General features: G+C 57.2%; 15 protein-coding genes, 1 tRNA gene and 3 pseudogenes. 8 read left to right on the forward strand and 11 right to left on the reverse strand.

The window, feature by feature from the left end; all coding sequences use genetic code 11:
• Positions 1 to 73 precede the first annotated feature (73 nt).
• Positions 74 to 290, forward strand: a pseudogene (locus tag AB4O41_RS21725) (hypothetical protein).
• A 104-nt stretch (positions 291 to 394) separates the two neighbouring features.
• Here the strand turns inward: AB4O41_RS21725 and AB4O41_RS21730 are convergent.
• Positions 395 to 625 (reverse strand): annotated as a pseudogene (locus tag AB4O41_RS21730) (IS3 family transposase); the annotation flags it as partial.
• Here AB4O41_RS21730 and AB4O41_RS21735 point away from each other — a divergent pair.
• Positions 606 to 845 (forward strand): annotated as a pseudogene (locus AB4O41_RS21735) (IS66 family transposase); the annotation flags it as partial. The pseudogenes AB4O41_RS21730 and AB4O41_RS21735 sit on opposite strands and share 20 nt — an antisense overlap.
• Before the next feature lie 334 nt (positions 846 to 1,179).
• Entirely contained in the window at positions 1,180 to 1,698 is a 519-nt protein-coding gene (locus AB4O41_RS21740; RefSeq protein WP_095162380.1) for a cysteine hydrolase family protein, read from the forward strand.
• 833 nt (positions 1,699 to 2,531) lie between these two features.
• Here the strand turns inward: AB4O41_RS21740 and AB4O41_RS21745 are convergent.
• The 10 genes from AB4O41_RS21745 to AB4O41_RS21790 form a co-directional block, all read right to left on the reverse strand.
• Complete coding sequence (locus tag AB4O41_RS21745; protein ID WP_095162382.1) at positions 2,532 to 3,290, reverse strand: hypothetical protein; 759 nt, start codon at positions 3,288 to 3,290, stop codon at positions 2,532 to 2,534.
• Complete coding sequence (locus AB4O41_RS21750; protein WP_095162384.1) at positions 3,283 to 4,503, reverse strand: tyrosine-type recombinase/integrase; 1,221 nt, start codon at positions 4,501 to 4,503, stop codon at positions 3,283 to 3,285. Before AB4O41_RS21750 ends, AB4O41_RS21745 begins: the two co-directional genes overlap by 8 nt.
• A 198-nt stretch (positions 4,504 to 4,701) precedes the next feature.
• Positions 4,702 to 5,802: a redox-regulated ATPase YchF gene (gene ychF, locus AB4O41_RS21755; RefSeq protein WP_123501323.1), complete on the reverse strand. Its 1,101-nt coding sequence runs from the start codon at positions 5,800 to 5,802 to the stop codon at positions 4,702 to 4,704.
• 22 nt (positions 5,803 to 5,824) lie between these two features.
• Entirely contained in the window at positions 5,825 to 6,409 is a 585-nt protein-coding gene (pth, locus tag AB4O41_RS21760; protein ID WP_007905795.1) for an aminoacyl-tRNA hydrolase, read from the reverse strand.
• Between the two features lie 169 nt (positions 6,410 to 6,578).
• Complete coding sequence (locus tag AB4O41_RS21765; RefSeq protein WP_460144665.1) at positions 6,579 to 7,178, reverse strand: 50S ribosomal protein L25/general stress protein Ctc; 600 nt, start codon at positions 7,176 to 7,178, stop codon at positions 6,579 to 6,581.
• A gap of 143 nt (positions 7,179 to 7,321) precedes the next feature.
• Positions 7,322 to 8,263, reverse strand: coding sequence for a ribose-phosphate pyrophosphokinase (locus tag AB4O41_RS21770; RefSeq protein WP_003171603.1), 942 nt, complete (start codon positions 8,261 to 8,263; stop codon positions 7,322 to 7,324).
• A gap of 46 nt (positions 8,264 to 8,309) precedes the next feature.
• Positions 8,310 to 8,384: transfer RNA gene (locus tag AB4O41_RS21775), tRNA-Gln, on the reverse strand.
• Between the two features lie 37 nt (positions 8,385 to 8,421).
• Positions 8,422 to 9,273 carry a 4-(cytidine 5'-diphospho)-2-C-methyl-D-erythritol kinase gene (gene ispE, locus AB4O41_RS21780; protein ID WP_460148395.1) on the reverse strand — a complete coding sequence of 284 codons (852 nt, stop codon included), beginning with the start codon at positions 9,271 to 9,273 and terminating at the stop codon, positions 8,422 to 8,424.
• Positions 9,274 to 9,275: 2 nt separating this feature from the next.
• Positions 9,276 to 9,893 carry a lipoprotein insertase outer membrane protein LolB gene (gene lolB, locus AB4O41_RS21785; RefSeq protein ID WP_460144667.1) on the reverse strand — a complete coding sequence of 206 codons (618 nt, stop codon included), beginning with the start codon at positions 9,891 to 9,893 and terminating at the stop codon, positions 9,276 to 9,278.
• Between the two features lie 4 nt (positions 9,894 to 9,897).
• Positions 9,898 to 11,622, reverse strand: coding sequence for a tetratricopeptide repeat protein (locus tag AB4O41_RS21790; RefSeq protein ID WP_460144668.1), 1,725 nt, complete (start codon positions 11,620 to 11,622; stop codon positions 9,898 to 9,900).
• Between the two features lie 235 nt (positions 11,623 to 11,857).
• Between AB4O41_RS21790 and hemA the strand changes: the two genes are divergently transcribed.
• From hemA to murI, 5 genes are read left to right on the forward strand one after another with little or no spacing between them, the layout of a single operon-like run.
• A complete protein-coding gene (hemA, locus tag AB4O41_RS21795; RefSeq protein ID WP_258617091.1) occupies positions 11,858 to 13,147 on the forward strand; it encodes a glutamyl-tRNA reductase in 1,290 nt (429 codons plus the stop codon).
• Positions 13,144 to 14,226 carry a peptide chain release factor 1 gene (gene prfA / locus AB4O41_RS21800; protein WP_460144669.1) on the forward strand — a complete coding sequence of 361 codons (1,083 nt, stop codon included), beginning with the start codon at positions 13,144 to 13,146 and terminating at the stop codon, positions 14,224 to 14,226. The genes hemA and prfA overlap by 4 nt, the downstream gene beginning before the upstream one ends.
• Positions 14,227 to 15,057, forward strand: a complete 831-nt coding sequence (prmC, locus tag AB4O41_RS21805; RefSeq protein WP_460144670.1) for a peptide chain release factor N(5)-glutamine methyltransferase — start codon at positions 14,227 to 14,229, stop codon at positions 15,055 to 15,057. It abuts the gene before it with no gap.
• The gene (locus tag AB4O41_RS21810) at positions 15,051 to 15,806 is read left to right on the forward strand and encodes a molybdopterin-synthase adenylyltransferase MoeB (RefSeq protein ID WP_460144671.1); all 756 of its coding nucleotides are present in this window, start codon (positions 15,051 to 15,053) and stop codon (positions 15,804 to 15,806) included. Before prmC ends, AB4O41_RS21810 begins: the two co-directional genes overlap by 7 nt.
• The gene (gene murI / locus AB4O41_RS21815) at positions 15,799 to 16,590 is read left to right on the forward strand and encodes a glutamate racemase (RefSeq protein WP_460144672.1); all 792 of its coding nucleotides are present in this window, start codon (positions 15,799 to 15,801) and stop codon (positions 16,588 to 16,590) included. Before AB4O41_RS21810 ends, murI begins: the two co-directional genes overlap by 8 nt.
• The last annotated feature ends 117 nt before the right edge of the window (positions 16,591 to 16,707 follow it).

Consider the following 16,707-nt stretch of genomic DNA (forward strand, 5'->3'; position numbering starts at 1 on the left):
CGACTTTCATGGCATGCCTGGCGGGGCAGGGTGTAATGGTGGCCTTGAGTTTGATGAAACCTTGCCAGTTGGACTGTACCTCTACAGTCATCAGGTTCCGATCAGGGATATCTATCTCGAGGCCCGCGCGGTGCGCGAGGTCCTGGTCAGCCGGCACAACGAGAAATGGCCCCTTTCTATTCGCCTGGGTGGCGCCGGCAGCCGCTGGCTGCCCGTGCGCTCACGCTGCAAAGCCGCTACGCACCTGGGCGAGCCTCACCGCCGTAGGACGCTTTGCCGTCGAGCTGTGAAGCGTTTCGCGGGCGCGAAAATTTTGCCATGGCAAAGCCATGCGTGAGGGTTTGAGCGACGGCAGGCGGCGTTTTTCAAGGTAGTTGTCGCGTCAACCGTTCAGCTATGCCGCTCTTTTCTCAGTCTGCTGCTCCCGATCCGGGTTCAGTATCACCGTGCCTATCGGCTCCCAGTTACGCGTCTGACCTGACCAGCGTTCCGGGTTGTTCTCCTTGGCCCGTTCGTACAGTTCATGTCGCCGCGCCAGGATCTGATGATCCAGTCCTCGATGTCGCTCCGTTGGTGTCACGAAGCGGATCCGGCTATGCCGGTGCTCGTTGTTATATGACTTCAGCCCGAGCCGTGCCGGAGAGCATGCGCGTAACTTCCTCGGTTCCTGGAATGGCAAGCTGGTGTACGACGACTTCGCTGGCTACAAAGCCGGCTTCGAGAAAGGCATGATCGAAATTGGTTGTATGGCTCATGCCCGACGCAAGTTTTTCGATCTGCACATGGCGAATAAAAGCCAGTTGGCAGAACAGGCACTGCACTCGATTGGCGGCTTGTACGAAGTTGCCGACGCAGCGGGCGAGTGAGATTGATCAACTGCTGCCGCATCAGTGGGTATCTGCCTGAGTTACACAAGACCTGATGTCCGTAGACTTACACTACGGCGTCTGCCAAAAGCACTCACTCTAGGATTCTGGCTTGTCAGATCGCTGCAATATTGCTAGTGTCGATCTATGACTAACTATTGCCTCACTTCGACTACCACCACCACGACCGCTGAAAGCGGAGCGTGCGAGGTGTCGTGAGCCAATAGCAGACGAACTTCAAAGGCCCGCCAGCGATGGACAGGGCCTTTTTTATGCCCTTGTGTCGCTGGCTCAAACGCAAGGAGATGCACCCATGTACGCCCTGTTGATACTCGATATCCAAGTCGGGCTTGTTCACGGCCCGGAAAAACTATGGCGCTGCGAAGAGTTGTTGGAAACAGTGAATACGCTGATGGACGAGGCACGCAGCGCTGGTGCTCCAATTTTTCTCTCGCGCCACATCGGGCCCGCTGGATCTCCAATCGAACCAGGCAGCCCGTTGACGATGGTTGCGCAGGAACTGAAACTTCTGGGTGGAGAGGTGGTATTCGAAAAGCGGCGGCCTAACGCCTTCGAAATGACCGACCTGGCGGACAATTTGCGGTCTCGCGGGGCTACCGGTGTGGTAATCACTGGCATGAAAACTCAATACTGCGTCGACAGCACCTGCCGTGCTGCTCGTGATCTTGGCTTCGATGCGGTACTTGTCGCCGAAGGTCATACCTGTTCAGACACGCCAGTGATGAAAGCTAAGGACATCGTTGCTCATCACAATGCAACTCTTGACGGGCCGTTCTGCCAGCTAGTTCGGGCTGAGGAGTGGAGCTTCTAGCAGAGCCCGAAACTACGGGAATACACATGACTTGCCGTAAGCACTGGCACCATGTGACATTCCCGTACTTTAAATGGGACGTTATGGGTCTGCTGTATATCAAAGATACGAACACCGTCGCATCTGGTGATAGGCCGCAAGATGTATTGCCGGAACGCTTACCCTTGGATTTATTGGCCCCGCGATCTTGTCCCTACCTGATCCTACAAACTTGGGAATGGCCTGTCGCCATGCTTGCAGGCAACCGATCTAGGCCCGAAATCTCTTGTGAACGCTTGTAGAACCTTATTGACGCTTGTGGAATCGTTATTTATGGTTGTCCTCAGTGACTGTATCTAGTGGAACCTGCAGGTTAGGTCTCTCAACCAGACCCGCAAAAGAAAACCGCCCCTCAGGCGGTTTTTTTTGGCCTCGATTTGGAGTGGCTAGGCGAGCACAAGTACATTCTCATTCTCACAAGCTGAATGCTTAGCGTACGATTTTTTCCGAATTCTGTAGTCACCCCTACAAGCGCTACACGCTTTTGTGAGGACAAAGAAAAAGGGCTACTGGTGACAGTAGCCCTTGAGTTTGAAGCACGAAATATTTTTGCACACTCTCATGCGGGGGTGTGGAGGTCTCACCCTACGCCGATGTTCAGCCATCGCCGGGGTTCCTACGCCAGTTATAGCCGCTGGAGGCAACTGGTTTCGCGCTCAAGCACGATCCTATATAAGGTGAGACTTGTGTCAACCAAATCTGATGAATGGCCGAGATTTTCCGGGGCTTCCGGTAACCCTCTACAGTCTCAACCTGATAGACCGAATGCTATGCGTACGATTTTGCCGTTTTCTCTATCGTCCCCTAGGCATGCCAGCATTGTGTGAATACGGATCGCGTTCCTGATCTCGTTCCTCCAGCCTTTGGAAGAGTTGAAAGAACTCAGTTTTAAAAACTGTCGATTCTGGGCTATCCGGCAAGGTCAAAAGCTCGTAAGCAGCTTCCCACGCATTCAGGGATGTCCTGATCGTCACCAGCGATGTGGTATGTCTAGACAGAGCTCGTTCAGCATCACTCGCGTTGTCGCAGCGCTGAGAGGTGGATTCGGCGAGATATCGTGCAACCACGGTTGTTGACCAGCGACGAATGACCTCGCGTAGTAAATGAAAGGTCATGGATCTGCCATCGTATGGCAGCGCCCGCATCAAGGGGCGAGGCGGCTCAGTTTCGAGCAGAGAGATTTCAACCTCTCCCTCATCCAGTTGTGGCAGGGGAGGGGGCTGTATCGCGAACGGATCTTCAGTCCTCTGTTCGCTGACGCTGTTTTTGCATCCGTGTCTGCCGTACCACGTCCGCCAGGCTTTTCGTTCTTCGGCATCACGGCGTGGGTGGGCAACGTATGCTCGCCATTGGGCTCCTAATTGGTTTGTGCCGAGAAGCATGTGCTCCAAGTCATACTGGGAACGACCAGCCATGGAGTTTTCAATGTAGCGGAGGATCTCTGCCACCAATTGCCCAGGCACTATTCTGTCGCATCGCGAGCGGCCCTGATCTCGATAGATTTTCAGGTAACGCAGGCCGTTCTGCAAAATCGCATCTTTGTCCTTATCCATTCGAGCTCATCCCTTCGCTCCGGGCCGACTCCAGATATTCAGCCCACGTCTGCATAATTTCCTTCCTTTCGTTCAGCAAGAGTGCCTTGTTGTAGGTAGCCCTTACCTTATTGTTTTCCACGTGGGCCAACTGACGCTCAATCGCATCCGGCCTACAGCCATGCTCGTTTGCCCAAGTCGAGAAAGTAGTACGCCAGCAATGTGGAGTGGTTCTCTCGCCTAGGTTCATATCCCTCATGGCGTAAGTGAGCCGATTGGGAGTAGTGAAACCTTCACCGCTGCGGTGGGGGAAGAGATAACGGCCACTACCGGAAATCAGTTGTAGCTCCGCCAGTACGGCAAGGGCACCGGTCGATAGAGGTGAAACGTGATCGCGGCGAGCCTTCATTTTCGCTGCTGGACGCCGCCACAGGTTCGCAGTGAAGTCGAACTCGTCCCACTCTGCGTCTGCTGCTTCGCCGGGACGACACGCTGTAAGCGCGATAAGACGAAGGCACAATGCAGTCTCTGGGTAACCCCTGTAGGATCGCAGCGCTTGATAAAACTGCTTGATCTGGCTAGTCGTCATGACAGCCTTGCTTTGGCAGGTTGGTATCCGGAGGAAGCCTTCCAAGCTGGGTACTGGATTGAGATCTGCCAACCCACGCACTACCGCGTATTTGAAAATTGCAGATAGGTCGCCTTTCACATGAATAGCCGCCCATGCCCCGGAGCTTTTACAAGCTTCCAGTACGGGGCGAATTTCTTTTGCCGTAATTTCTGCAATTGCGAACGCATCGAGCTTGGGGCTGAGATGCCGCCTGATCCGTGACTCTTTGCAGCGGAAGGAGCCCGGTGTGTAGCTCGACTTAACATGGTCAAGGTAAGCAGCTGAAACCTTTGCAAAGGAGCTTTCCATGGCCCTTTTACGCTCGGCAGCAGCGTCAATATTGCGCTTTTTGCCGTCTTTTCTGTGTTGGGCTGGGTTGATTCCAAGCTTCGTCAGTTTGCGAGCTGCGTCACGTTCTGAGCGCGCCTCGGCAAGACCAATCTCTGGGTAAGAGCCGATAGCAAAAACATTTTCCTTGCCATCGAGTCGAAATTTCCATCGCCATAGCTTGCTACCGCTTGGCTGCACCAAAAGAAAAAGCCCGCCGCCATCCCCAAGCTTGTAAGGGGCGGCAGCGGGCTTTGCAGTGCGTACTTTAGCGTCTGTGATTAGGTCTTTAGGCATTTGGGTATCCGTGAGAGATGAAGAAAATACCCCCATCCAGAAATCGTGATACCCCTGATGCTACCCCGCTTTTCTCTAGAACACTATCACCCTTGCTGAACCGCACTGAGCTCTAGATATTTGGCAGCCCCCTCTAAAAACAAGGGCTTCAGGCCAGTTTCAGGTTCAGTCCGGTTCACTCAGGTTCAGTAGAAGCCTTTAGACGTTGAAACGGAAGTGCATCACGTCGCCGTCTTTGACAATGTAGTCCTTGCCTTCCAGACGCCATTTGCCGGCTTCTTTGGCGCCGGCTTCGCCTTTGTACTGGATGAAGTCGTCGTAGGCGATGACTTCGGCGCGGATGAAGCCTTTTTCGAAGTCGGTGTGGATCACGCCGGCGGCTTGTGGCGCGGTGGCACCGACGCGGACGGTCCAGGCGCGGACTTCTTCGACGCCAGCGGTGAAGTAGGTCTGCAGGTGCAGCATTTCGTAGCCGGCGCGGATTACGCGGTTCAGGCCAGGCTCTTCGAGGCCCAGGGCTTCGAGGAACATGTCTTTCTCTTCGCCGTCTTCCAGTTCGGCGATTTCGGCTTCGATCTTGTTGCAGACCGGAACCACCATGGCGCCTTCTTCTTCGGCGATGGCTTTGACGATGTCCAGCAGTGGGTTGTTCTCGAAACCGTCTTCAGCGACGTTGGCGATGTACATGACTGGCTTGGTGGTCAGCAAGTGGAAGCCACGGATTACCGCTTTGTCGTCGGCGCCCATGTTCTTCATCAGCGTGCGCGCAGGCTTGCCGAGGGTGAAGTGAGCGATCAGTTGCTCCAGCAGGCCTTTCTGGACCACGGCGTCCTTGTCACCACCCTTGGCGTTGCGGGCGACTTTCTGCAGTTGCTTCTCGCAGCTGTCGAGGTCGGCGAAGATCAGTTCCAGGTCGATGATCTCGATGTCGCGTTTCGGGTCGACGCTGTTGGAGACGTGAATCACGTTCTCGTCTTCGAAGCAGCGGACCACGTGGGCGATGGCATCGGTCTCGCGGATGTTGGCGAGGAATTTGTTGCCCAGGCCTTCACCTTTCGAGGCGCCGGCAACCAGGCCGGCGATGTCGACGAATTCCATGGTGGTCGGCAGGATGCGCTTGGGATTGACGATGACCGCCAGGGCTTCCAGACGCGGATCCGGCATCGGCACGATACCGGTGTTCGGCTCGATGGTGCAGAAGGGGAAGTTCTCGGCCGCGATCCCGGATTTGGTCAGGGCGTTGAATAGGGTGGACTTGCCGACGTTAGGCAGGCCGACGATGCCGCAATTGAATCCCATGGTGTTTCCCCTCGGGTAAGAGTCAGGCCTTCTGGCTGTGCAGGTTTTTCATCGCGCGGTTCCATTCACCGGCGAGGATATCCGGCAGCACGCCGAGGGCAAAGTCGATGCTGGCATCGAGTTTTTCCTGTTCGGCGCGTGGCGCACGACCCAGGACGAAATTTGAAACCATACTGGCAACGCCCGGGTGGCCAATGCCAAGCCGCAAGCGGTGAAAGGTATTCTGATTGCCCAGTTGCGCGATGATGTCGCGCAACCCGTTGTGACCGCCATGGCCGCCGCCCTGTTTGAGCTTGGCAACGCCCGGAGGCAGATCGAGTTCGTCATGCGCCACCAGGATTTCTTCCGGCTTGATACGGAAGAAGCCGGCTAGTGCCGCGACGGCCTGGCCGCTGCGGTTCATGTAGGTGGTAGGAATCAGCAGACGAACATCCTGACCCTGATGCGAATAGCGCCCGGTCAGGCCGAAATATTTGCGATCGGCCACAAGGTTGACACCCTGCGCGTGCGCGATGCGCTCAACAAAAAGGGCCCCTGCGTTATGCCGGGTCTGTTCGTATTCAGCGCCTGGATTTCCCAGGCCAACGATCAGTTTGATGGCAGTCACGATAGGGGCCCTTCCTTGGAGTGGTGGATAACATCGCCGCAATCAGGGTGTGCGGCGAAAGTGGACGACAAGTGCTCATTTACCATTATGTAAACTCCGCGTTCTCGCCCGCTTTCTCGCTACGCTCTAGTCCGCGATGTTTCCGGTCACTCCGGCGAACAGAGTGAAATTACTCTGCTGCGCCTTCAGTAGCTTCTGGAGCAACACGTGGAGCGTGAACGTTGGCAACAGCCAGGTCGTTACCGTGAGCCAGAGCAACAAACTCAACGCCTTTAGGGGCCTTGAGGTCAGACAGGTGAATGATCGAGCCGACTTCGGCGTTAGCCAGGTCAACTTCGATGAATTCAGGCAGGTCTTTTGGCAGGCAGGTCACTTCGATCTCAGAAACAACGTGCGAGATTTCGCCGCCTTTCTTGATCGGAGCAGCTTCGCCAACGAAGTGTACAGGCACGATAGCGGTCAGTTTCTGGCCAGCTACAACGCGTACGAAGTCAGCGTGCAGCACGTGGCCTTTGGCCGGGTGACGCTGCAGGGCTTTGATGATTACGTTTTGCTTGGTGCCGCCAACGTTCAGCTCGATGATGTGGCTGTAAGCCGCTTCGTTTTCGAGCAGTTTGGCAACTTCTTTAGCCAGCATGCTGATGGATTCAGGGGCTTTTTCGCCACCGTAAACTACAGCTGGAACCAGGCTTGCGAGACGACGCAGGCGGCGGCTCGCACCTTTCCCCAGGTCGGAACGCACTTCAGCATTCAGAGTAAAATCGTTCATGTTGTATCTCCAAAATAACCACATTCGCCCCAGCGTTTGCGACCAGCGCTTAAAGGCGATATGGGCAAAAAAGCCCCGCCCCGACAGGAATGCCGGGGCGGGGCGCTTTTCGTCAACGAGATGTAATGAAAAGGGCAGGGCCCTTAACGGAACATCGCGCTGATCGATTCTTCATTGCTGATGCGGCGGACCGCCTCGGCAACTACCGGTGCGATATCCAGTTGGCGGATACGCGCACAGGCTTGTGCTGCAGCGGACAGCGGGATGGTGTTTGTTACCACCAGCTCGTCCAGCACGGAATTTTCAATGTTTTCGATCGCCCGACCCGACAGCACAGGGTGCGTGCAGTAGGCGAAAACCTTGGCAGCGCCATGCTCTTTCAGGGCCTTGGCCGCATGGCACAGAGTGCCGGCGGTATCGACCATGTCATCGACCAGAATACAGGTACGCCCTTCGACATCACCGATGATATGCATCACTTCAGAGTGATTGGCTTTCTCACGGCGTTTGTCGATGATCCCGAGATCCACGCCCAGGGACTTGGCAACAGCCCGTGCACGCACGACGCCACCAATGTCCGGGGACACGATCATCAGGTTTTCGAAGCGCTGATCTTCAATGTCATCCACCAGTACCGGGGAGCCGTAGATGTTATCTACCGGAATATCGAAGAAACCCTGAATCTGGTCAGCATGCAGATCAACCGTGAGAACACGGTCGATGCCGACTACGGTAAGCATGTCAGCAACGACTTTCGCGCTGATAGCCACACGTGCGGAACGCGGACGGCGATCCTGACGGGCATAACCAAAGTAAGGAATAACAGCAGTGATACGAGTAGCCGATGAGCGGCGGAAGGCATCAGCCATCACTACCAGTTCCATCAGGTTATCGTTGGTCGGAGCGCAAGTCGGCTGAATAATGAAGACGTCTTTACCGCGGACGTTTTCATTGATCTCGGCAGTAATTTCGCCGTCGGAGAACTTACCGACAGAGATGTCACCGAGAGGGATATGCAGCTGACGTACAACACGCCGAGCCAGATCGGGGTTAGCGTTCCCCGTAAAGACCATCATCTTGGACACGCGCAGTACCTGAAGGCTGAGGGTAACCTGGATGAGTATAGGAAAATGGCAGGGGCGGCTGGATTCGAACCAACGCATGGCAGGATCAAAACCTGCTGCCTTACCGCTTGGCGACGCCCCTGTATCTGTTGCAACGAGTACCCAGTACTCGATTCCTTTTAGAGCAGACTTTGCAGCTTGCGATGCAACATCGAAATGTTACTTCCTTTTGCTACAAACCCTGTAAGGGTCTCTGTCAGAAGGGCCGAGACTTTATCAGCTTCAGCTTTGCTTGGGAAGCCCCCAAACACACAACTTCCAGTTCCGGTGAGTTTTGCTTCGGTAAATTTACCTAACAAATTCAATGCGTTACGTACATCTGGGTAACGCATTGCTACCACCGGTAAGCAGTCATTTCGACTGTTTCCCTTGGGAACGGGGCGCACTTTAATGGGAGGAGTGTTACGTGTCAACAGTGGATCTGAAAAAATTTCTGCTGTACTTACAGATACTTGCGGCACCAGCACGAGATACCACGGTTCTTCGGGCTCTACAGGGGTGAGTTTCTCCCCGACGCCCTCGGCGAAAGCCGCGTGGCCGCGCACGAAAACCGGGACGTCGGCGCCAAGTGTAAGGCCCAGCGCAGCCAGCCGATCCTCATCCCAATCCAGCTGCCAAAGATGATTGAGGCCCAGCAATGTGGTCGCCGCATTCGAGCTGCCACCACCGATTCCACCGCCCATGGGCAGGATTTTTTCGATCCAGATGTCGACACCCAGCGAACAACTGGATTGTTCCTGAAGTTTTTTTGCGGCTTTAACGATCAGGTTGCTGTCGTGAGGGACGTCGGCGAATTCGGTGTGCAACCGAATCACGCCATCGTCGCGAACGGCGAAAGTGATTTCATCGCCGTAATCGAGGAACTGAAAAATCGTCTGCAACTCGTGGTAACCGTCTTCACGGCGACCCAGGATGTGCAGCATCAGGTTGAGCTTGGCGGGCGAGGGCAATGTCAGGCGTGGCGCAGTCATGTTCATTGCCCCAGTTTGCGTGGTTGCCATTCCTTGATCACCAGCGTGACATCAAGGTCGGTGCCGTGCAGTTTGATCCGCTCGGGCAGCCAGTAGCCGTTTTGTTCGGCATAACTGAGGTACTCGACTTGCCAGCCATCCTGTTCGAGATTGGCCAGGCGGCTGTCGACATCGAGGGTCAGGCGACTTTTGCTGCCCGGGGCCGGGAGCCCGCGAACCCACCATGCCAGATGGGATACCGGCAATTTCCAGCCCAGTTGTTCTTCAACCAGGGCTTCGGGAGTCTGCGCGTCATAGCGACCCTGATTGGCCACTTCCAGCGAGACTTTGCCCGGGCGACCGGTCAAGCGGGCCGCGCCACGACCCAGCGGGCCGGACAGGCGGATGTCGTAGTAATCCTGGCGTTGCAGCCAGAACAACGTGCCGCTGCCCGAATCTTTTGGCGCGCGGATGCCGATTTTGCCGTTGATCTGCCAGCCGTCGAGGCTTGCCAGTTGCTGTTTGTGCTCGCGCCATTGGGCCGTGTTGCCTTGACCCTGGACCGATTCGCGGGCGCCGAAGCCCGCGCAACCGGCGAGCAGGGCGATGAAGCTGAAAACAATGATGTGGCGCAAAAACATAATCTTAAAGAGTCTCTGATCCGGTCAGGCGCTTGATGGTGCCGCGCAGGGTAGGGCTGTCGGGCTGTTCCTTGAGGAACTTGCTCCAGATTTTCTTGGCTTCGCGCTGTTTGCCGTTGGCCCACAAGACTTCGCCCAGGTGAGCGGCGACTTCCTGATCGGGGAAGCGCTCCAGTGCCTGGCGCAAATACCGCTCGGCTTCATCGAGGTTGCCCAGGCGGAAATTGACCCATCCGAGGCTGTCGAGGACGGCCGGGTCTTCCGGATTGAGCTGGTGCGCCTGCTCGATCAAGGCCTTGGCTTCGGCGTAGCGTGTGGTGCGGTCGGACAGGGTGTAGCCGAGAGCGTTTAACGCCATTGCATTGTTCGGGTCACGCTTGATGATCAATCGCAGATCTTTTTCCATCTGCGTCAGGTCATTGCGCTTTTCTGCCAGCATGGCTCGGGTATACAGCAGATTCAGATCGTCCGGGTATTGCTGCAGGGCTTGCTGCAAGATTTTCCAGGCCTTGTCACCCTGTTTGTTGGCGGACAAGGTTTCGGCTTCGATCAGGTACAACTGGATTGCGTAATCGGGTTGCTCGCCGCGCTCGGCTGCCAGACGGCTTTGGGCTTCGGCAGTCTTGCCATTGCCCATCAGAATATCGGCCTGACGCAATTGCGCCGGCAGGTAATCGTTACCCGCCCCGACCTGGGCGTATTCGATCAGTGCGCCCTGCGGGTCGTTACGCTCTTCAGCAATGCGTCCCAAGTTCAGGTGTGCCGAATCGACATGGCTTTCCCGGGCAATCAAGTCTTCCAGGTAACCTTTGGCCTCGTCCCACGCCTTGGCTTCCAGGCAGACCAGCGCCAGGGAGTAACGCAGTTCGTCGTCTTCGGGGTATTGCTGCACAAGGCTCGAGAATTCGACCTTGGCGTCGTCCATGCGGTCCTGCTCAACCAGCATGCGCGCATAGGTCAGGCGCAGGCGTTTGTCGTCCGGGTATTTCTTGATGCTTTTTTGCAGCAGCGGCAGGGCTTCATCACCACGGCTGAGGCCTTGCAGGAGGCGCGCGCGCAGCAAAATCGGCGCTATTTCGCCCTCCTCCGGCGGGTTGTCTTCGAGCAGGGTCAGGGCGCCCTTGGCATCGCCGTCCTGTTGCATCAGCAAGGCCTTGCCGAAAATCAGCTGATTGTTGTGCGGATGGCGCTGCAACAAGCGGTCAAAACCTTTCATCAGACCGTTGCGCGTGTCCTGGTCGGTATCGGCCGCGGACAGGGCGAGGAAGTCGAAATGCGTGTCGCCTTTGCCTTGCAGGACTTTCTCCATATAGACCATGGAGTCGTCGTAACGCCCGGCACGGGCGAGTTGCACGGCTGCCGCCCGTTGCGCCTCGAGATCGTCCGGGGCGTTTTTCGCCCAGACCAATGCGGTGTCGAGGGCAGCCTGATCGGCACCCAGATACTCGGCAATGCGAAATGCCCGCTCGGAGATGCCCGGATCCTGGGTATTGATGGCCTGGGTCACGTAGTTGTCCAAGGCAATGTCGTAACGATTGCGCTGGCCAGCCAGTTCGGCGCTCAACAGGCTGAAGACGGTTTCTTCACTGAACGAGCTGTAAACCTTGGGCTTTTCAGGGGCCGGAGTGCTGTCTTCGACCGGCGGCGTACCGTCCGACGAAACGGGTGCCAAGGCCTGGCAGCCGCTGAGGAAGACAAAAGCGAGGAGCAACGCGGAAGATCTATTCATATAGGAAAAGGACGACTAACCTGCGGTCGGATCATCATGACACAAGCCTTCGGCCAAACATAACCGCCCGGCCAATTTACCCGCGCGGGCAATCCCCGCCGCCCCGGCGTCCTTGTAAACGAGAACGGATCGCAGCCTTTGGCCGTCCTTACAGGAGCGATAGATATCGAGTGGTTGTTCTGGCTCTGTCGAAGTAGGACAATTGTCGGCTTCACGTCACTATCAGCGACCTTGAATGGCCTTCCTTGCACTCGGTATTAACCACAAGACTGCTTCAGTAGACGTCCGCGAGCGCGTGGCCTTTACCCCTGAGCAGCTGGTTGAGGCCTTGCAGCAGCTCTGCCGACTCACCGACAGCCGCGAAGCTGCGATCCTCTCCACCTGCAATCGCAGTGAACTGTATATAGAACAGGATCACCTTTCGGCTGACATTATATTGCGCTGGCTGGCCGATTATCATCATTTGAGTCTCGATGAGCTGCGCGCGAGCGCTTATGTGCATGAAGATGATGCGGCAGTTCGTCACATGATGCGGGTCGCCTCCGGGCTCGATTCGCTGGTGTTGGGCGAACCGCAGATTCTCGGCCAGATGAAATCGGCCTACGCTGTCGCTCGGGAGGCCGGCACCATCGGTCCACTGCTCGGGCGGCTGTTCCAGGCCACGTTCAATGCGGCCAAACAGGTGCGGACCGATACCGCCATCGGCGAGAACCCGGTGTCCGTGGCGTTTGCCGCGGTCAGCCTGGCGAAACAGATTTTCAGTGATTTGCAGCGCAGCCAGGCTTTGCTGATCGGCGCTGGTGAAACCATCACCCTGGTCGCTCGCCATCTGCATGAGCTGGGTGTGAAGCGAATCGTGGTTGCCAATCGCACTCTGGAACGCGCGAGCATTCTGGCCGAGCAGTTCGGCGCCCACGCAGTGCTGCTCTCGGACATCCCGGCAGAACTGGTGCGCAGCGACATCGTCATCAGTTCCACCGCCAGCCAGTTGCCGATTCTCGGTAAAGGTGCGGTGGAAAGTGCCTTGAAATTGCGCAAGCACAAGCCGATTTTCATGGTGGATATCGCTGTTCCTCGGGATATCGAGCCGGAAGTCGGCGAGTTGGACGACGTTTACCTATATAGCGTCGACGATCTCCACGAAGTGGTCGCCGAAAACCTCAAGAGCCGTCAGGGCGCTGCCCAAGCCGCCGAAGAGATGGTGTCGATTGGTGCCGAAGATTTCATGGTTCGCCTGCGCGAACTGGCGGCGGTGGATGTGCTCAAGGCCTATCGTCAACAAAGCGAGCGTCTGCGCGACGAAGAATTGCAGAAAGCCCAGCGCATGCTCGCCAATGGCAGCAGCGCCGAAGACGTGCTGGTGCAACTGGCCCGCGGCCTGACCAACAAACTCTTGCATGCCCCGAGCGTGCAGTTGAAAAAGCTCTCTGCCGAAGGCCGCCTCGATGCGCTGGCCATGGCCCAGGAACTCTTTGCCCTCGGTGAGGGCTCATCGGATAGCTTTTCGGATAAAAAACCGCAATGAAAGCGTCACTGCTCAATAAGCTGGACATCCTCCAGGACCGTTTCGAGGAATTGACCGCCCTGCTTGGCGACGGCGAAGTCATTTCCGATCAAAACAAGTTCCGCGCCTATTCCAAGGAATATGCGGAAGTCGAGCCGATCGTTGGCACCTATAAACAGCTGCTTAAAGTGCAGGGCGACCTCGAAGGGGCTCAGGCGCTGCTCAAGGACAGCGACCCGGACATGCGCGAAATGGCCGTGGAGGAAGTCCGCGAGGCCAAAGAGCAACTGATCGAAATCGAAGCCCAACTGCAACGCATGCTGCTGCCCAAAGATCCCAACGACGGGCGCAACGTATTCCTCGAAATCCGTGCCGGCACCGGCGGTGACGAAGCGGCAATCTTCTCCGGCGACCTGTTCCGCATGTATTCGCGTTACGCCGAGCGGCGTGGCTGGCGGGTAGAGATTCTCTCGGAAAACGAAGGTGAACACGGCGGCTATAAAGAAGTCATTGCCCGGGTCGAAGGCGAGAACGTTTACGGCAAGCTGAAGTTCGAATCCGGTGCGCATCGCGTGCAGCGGGTTCCGGCCACTGAGTCCCAGGGTCGCATCCACACCTCGGCCTGCACCGTGGCGGTGTTGCCCGAGCCGGACGAGCAGGAAGCGATCGAGATCAACCCGGCGGATCTGCGGGTCGACACCTATCGTTCCTCCGGTGCCGGTGGTCAGCACGTCAACAAGACTGATTCGGCGATTCGTATCACGCACTTGCCGTCCGGTATTGTCGTCGAGTGCCAGGAAGAACGTTCCCAGCACAAGAACCGCGCCCGGGCGATGTCCTGGCTGTCGGCCAAGCTCAACGACCAGCAGACCAGCGCCGCCGCGAACGCCATCGCTAGCGAGCGTAAATTGCTGGTAGGTTCCGGTGACCGTTCCGAGCGTATTCGCACCTATAACTTTGCCCAGGGCCGGGTCACTGACCACCGAGTCAACTTGACGCTGTATTCGCTCGATGAAATTCTCGCCGGTGGCGTGGATGCGGTGATCGAACCGCTGCTGGCCGAGTTCCAGGCCGACCAATTGGCAGCGATAGGTGAGTAAATGACGATCATTGCCAGTTTGTTGCGCGCCGCTGATTTACCCGACTCGCCCACCGCGCGCCTGGATGCCGAATTGCTGCTGGCGGCTGCCTTGGGCAAGTCCCGCAGTTTTCTGCACACCTGGCCCGAGCGTATCGTCCCGAGCGAAGCGGCACTGAAGTTTGCCGAGTACCTGCAGCGCCGCCGTAGCGGTGAGCCGGTGGCCTACATTCTGGAACAGCAAGGCTTCTGGAAACTCGACCTGGAAGTCGCACCCCACACGCTGATTCCGCGCCCCGACACCGAATTGCTGGTGGAAGCCGCGTTGGAACTGTTGCCGGCCACACAGGCCTTGGTGCTCGACTTGGGCACCGGCAGTGGCGCCATCGCCCTGGCCCTGGCCAGCGAACGTCCGGCCTGGAACGTCACCGCCGTGGATCGCGTGCTGGAAGCTGTAGCCCTGGCCGAGCGCAATCGCCAGCGGCTGAACCTGAACAACGCCACAGTGCTGAGTAGCCATTGGTTCAGCGCTTTGGAAGGCCAACGCTTTCAATTGATCATCAGCAATCCGCCTTACATTGCTTCGACCGATCCGCATCTGGCGGAGGGCGACGTGCGCTTCGAACCCGCCAGTGCGCTGGTGGCCGGCGTCGATGGGCTCGACGATTTGCGTCTGATCGTCGATCAGGCACCGGATTATCTTGAGGCGGGTGGCTGGTTGATGCTCGAACATGGTTACGATCAAGCCGCCCCCGTGCGCGATTTGCTGCTGACCCGCGGCTTTGAAGAGGTCCATAGCCGCACCGATCTGGGCGGTCATGAACGCATCAGTCTGGGGCGCTTGCCGTGCTGAATGATCAGGAATTACTGCGCTATAGCCGGCAGATTCTGCTGCAACACGTCGACATCGACGGCCAGATACGGCTCAAAGAAAGCCGCGTGCTGATTGTCGGCCTCGGCGGTCTCGGTTCACCGGTTGCGCTGTACCTGGCGGCGGCCGGTATCGGTGAGTTGCATCTGGCGGACTTCGACACGGTTGACCTGACCAATCTGCAACGCCAGATCGTTCACGACAGCGACAGCGTAGGCCTGAGCAAAGTCGATTCGGCGATCCGTCGTCTGACCGCGATCAATCCCGAGATTCAGCTGATTGCCCATCGTACCGCCCTGGATGAAGATTCCCTGGCGGCGGCAGTTGCGGCGGTGGATCTGGTGCTGGACTGTTCCGATAATTTTTCCACCCGCGAAGCGGTCAACGCCGCGTGTGTGGCTGCGCGCAAACCGCTGGTCAGCGGTGCGGCGATTCGGCTGGAAGGGCAATTGTCGGTCTTCGACTCCCGTCGTCCGGAAAGCCCGTGCTACCACTGTTTATACGGGCACGGCAGTGAAGCCGAACTGACTTGCAGCGAAGCCGGCGTACTCGGTCCGCTGGTGGGCCTGGTCGGTAGCCTGCAAGCCCTCGAAGCGCTGAAATTACTGGTGGGGTTCGGCGAGCCGCTGGTGGGGCGCCTGTTATTGATCGATGCCTTGGGCACGCGCTTCCGTGAATTGCGGGTCAAGCGTGATCCGGGCTGCCGCGTCTGCGGGTTAAGCCATGCGTGAAGCGCCGATTGCAGTATTCGATTCCGGCGTCGGTGGGCTGTCGGTGTTGGCCGAGATCCAGCAGTTGCTGCCCAACGAATCTCTGCTGTACCTCGGCGATTGCGGGAATATTCCCTACGGTGAGAAATCCCCGGCATTCATCAGTCAGCGCTGTCGTGTCATGGCGCAGTTTTTTCAGCAGCAAGGCGCCAAGGCGCTGGTGCTCGCTTGTAATACCGCGACTGTCGCGGGTGTCGCGGATTTGCGGCGCGATTTCCCCGAGTGGCCCATCGTCGGCATGGAGCCGGCGGTCAAACCGGCTGCTGCGGCGACGCGCAGCGGTGTAGTTGGCGTACTCGCCACCACCGGCACATTGCAGAGTGCCAAGTTCGCCGCCTTGCTCGACCGTTTCGCCGCCGATGTGCGAGTCATCACTCAGCCATGCCCCGGGTTGGTGGAGCTGATTGAAAATGGCGATCTGCACAGCGAGACATTGCGCCAGTTGCTGCAAGGGTATATCGATCCGCTGCTGACTGCAGGTGCTGACACGATCATTCTTGGCTGCACGCATTATCCCTTTCTAAAGCCGCTGCTTAAGCAGATGCTCCCCCAGAGCATCAGCCTGATCGATACCGGTGCCGCTGTGGCACGGCAGCTTCAACGATTGTTGGCCGAGCGTGAGTTGCTGGCGCAGGGGCCTGCCTGCGGTGCTCGGTTCTGGACGAGTGCCGATCCTGCGCACTTCAGAAATATCTTGCCGGTTTTGTGGCATTCGACGGGTGTTGTGCAAAGCTTCGACTTGTAGATAAAAAAAGTGATGACACGAATAATTGGGCTGAACCTCTGATCAAGCGTCTACTTCTATAGCGTTGTCTGTTGGTCAGCATAAAAACCATACTAAGTTGTTCGGAAAAGGATGTTT

It is taken from the genome of Pseudomonas sp. S2_A02 (assembly GCF_054668495.1).

Bases quoted from the DNA above. Each gene is read 5' to 3' on its own strand.
- AB4O41_RS21765 (WP_460144665.1), bottom strand. From the start codon at position 7,178: ATGAACGATTTTACTCTGAATGCTGAAGTGCGTTCCGACCTGGGGAAA.
- AB4O41_RS21750 (WP_095162384.1), bottom strand. From the start codon at position 4,503: ATGCCTAAAGACCTAATCACAGACGCTAAAGTACGCACTGCAAAGCCC.
- hemA (WP_258617091.1), top strand. From the start codon at position 11,858: ATGGCCTTCCTTGCACTCGGTATTAACCACAAGACTGCTTCAGTAGAC.
- murI (WP_460144672.1), top strand. From the start codon at position 15,799: ATGCGTGAAGCGCCGATTGCAGTATTCGATTCCGGCGTCGGTGGGCTG.
- AB4O41_RS21745 (WP_095162382.1), bottom strand. From the start codon at position 3,290: ATGGATAAGGACAAAGATGCGATTTTGCAGAACGGCCTGCGTTACCTG.
- ispE (WP_460148395.1), bottom strand. From the start codon at position 9,273: ATGACTGCGCCACGCCTGACATTGCCCTCGCCCGCCAAGCTCAACCTG.
- prmC (WP_460144670.1), top strand. From the start codon at position 14,227: ATGACGATCATTGCCAGTTTGTTGCGCGCCGCTGATTTACCCGACTCG.
- AB4O41_RS21790 (WP_460144668.1), bottom strand. From the start codon at position 11,622: ATGAATAGATCTTCCGCGTTGCTCCTCGCTTTTGTCTTCCTCAGCGGC.
- AB4O41_RS21740 (WP_095162380.1), top strand. From the start codon at position 1,180: ATGTACGCCCTGTTGATACTCGATATCCAAGTCGGGCTTGTTCACGGC.
- prfA (WP_460144669.1), top strand. From the start codon at position 13,144: ATGAAAGCGTCACTGCTCAATAAGCTGGACATCCTCCAGGACCGTTTC.
- lolB (WP_460144667.1), bottom strand. From the start codon at position 9,893: ATGTTTTTGCGCCACATCATTGTTTTCAGCTTCATCGCCCTGCTCGCC.
- ychF (WP_123501323.1), bottom strand. From the start codon at position 5,802: ATGGGATTCAATTGCGGCATCGTCGGCCTGCCTAACGTCGGCAAGTCC.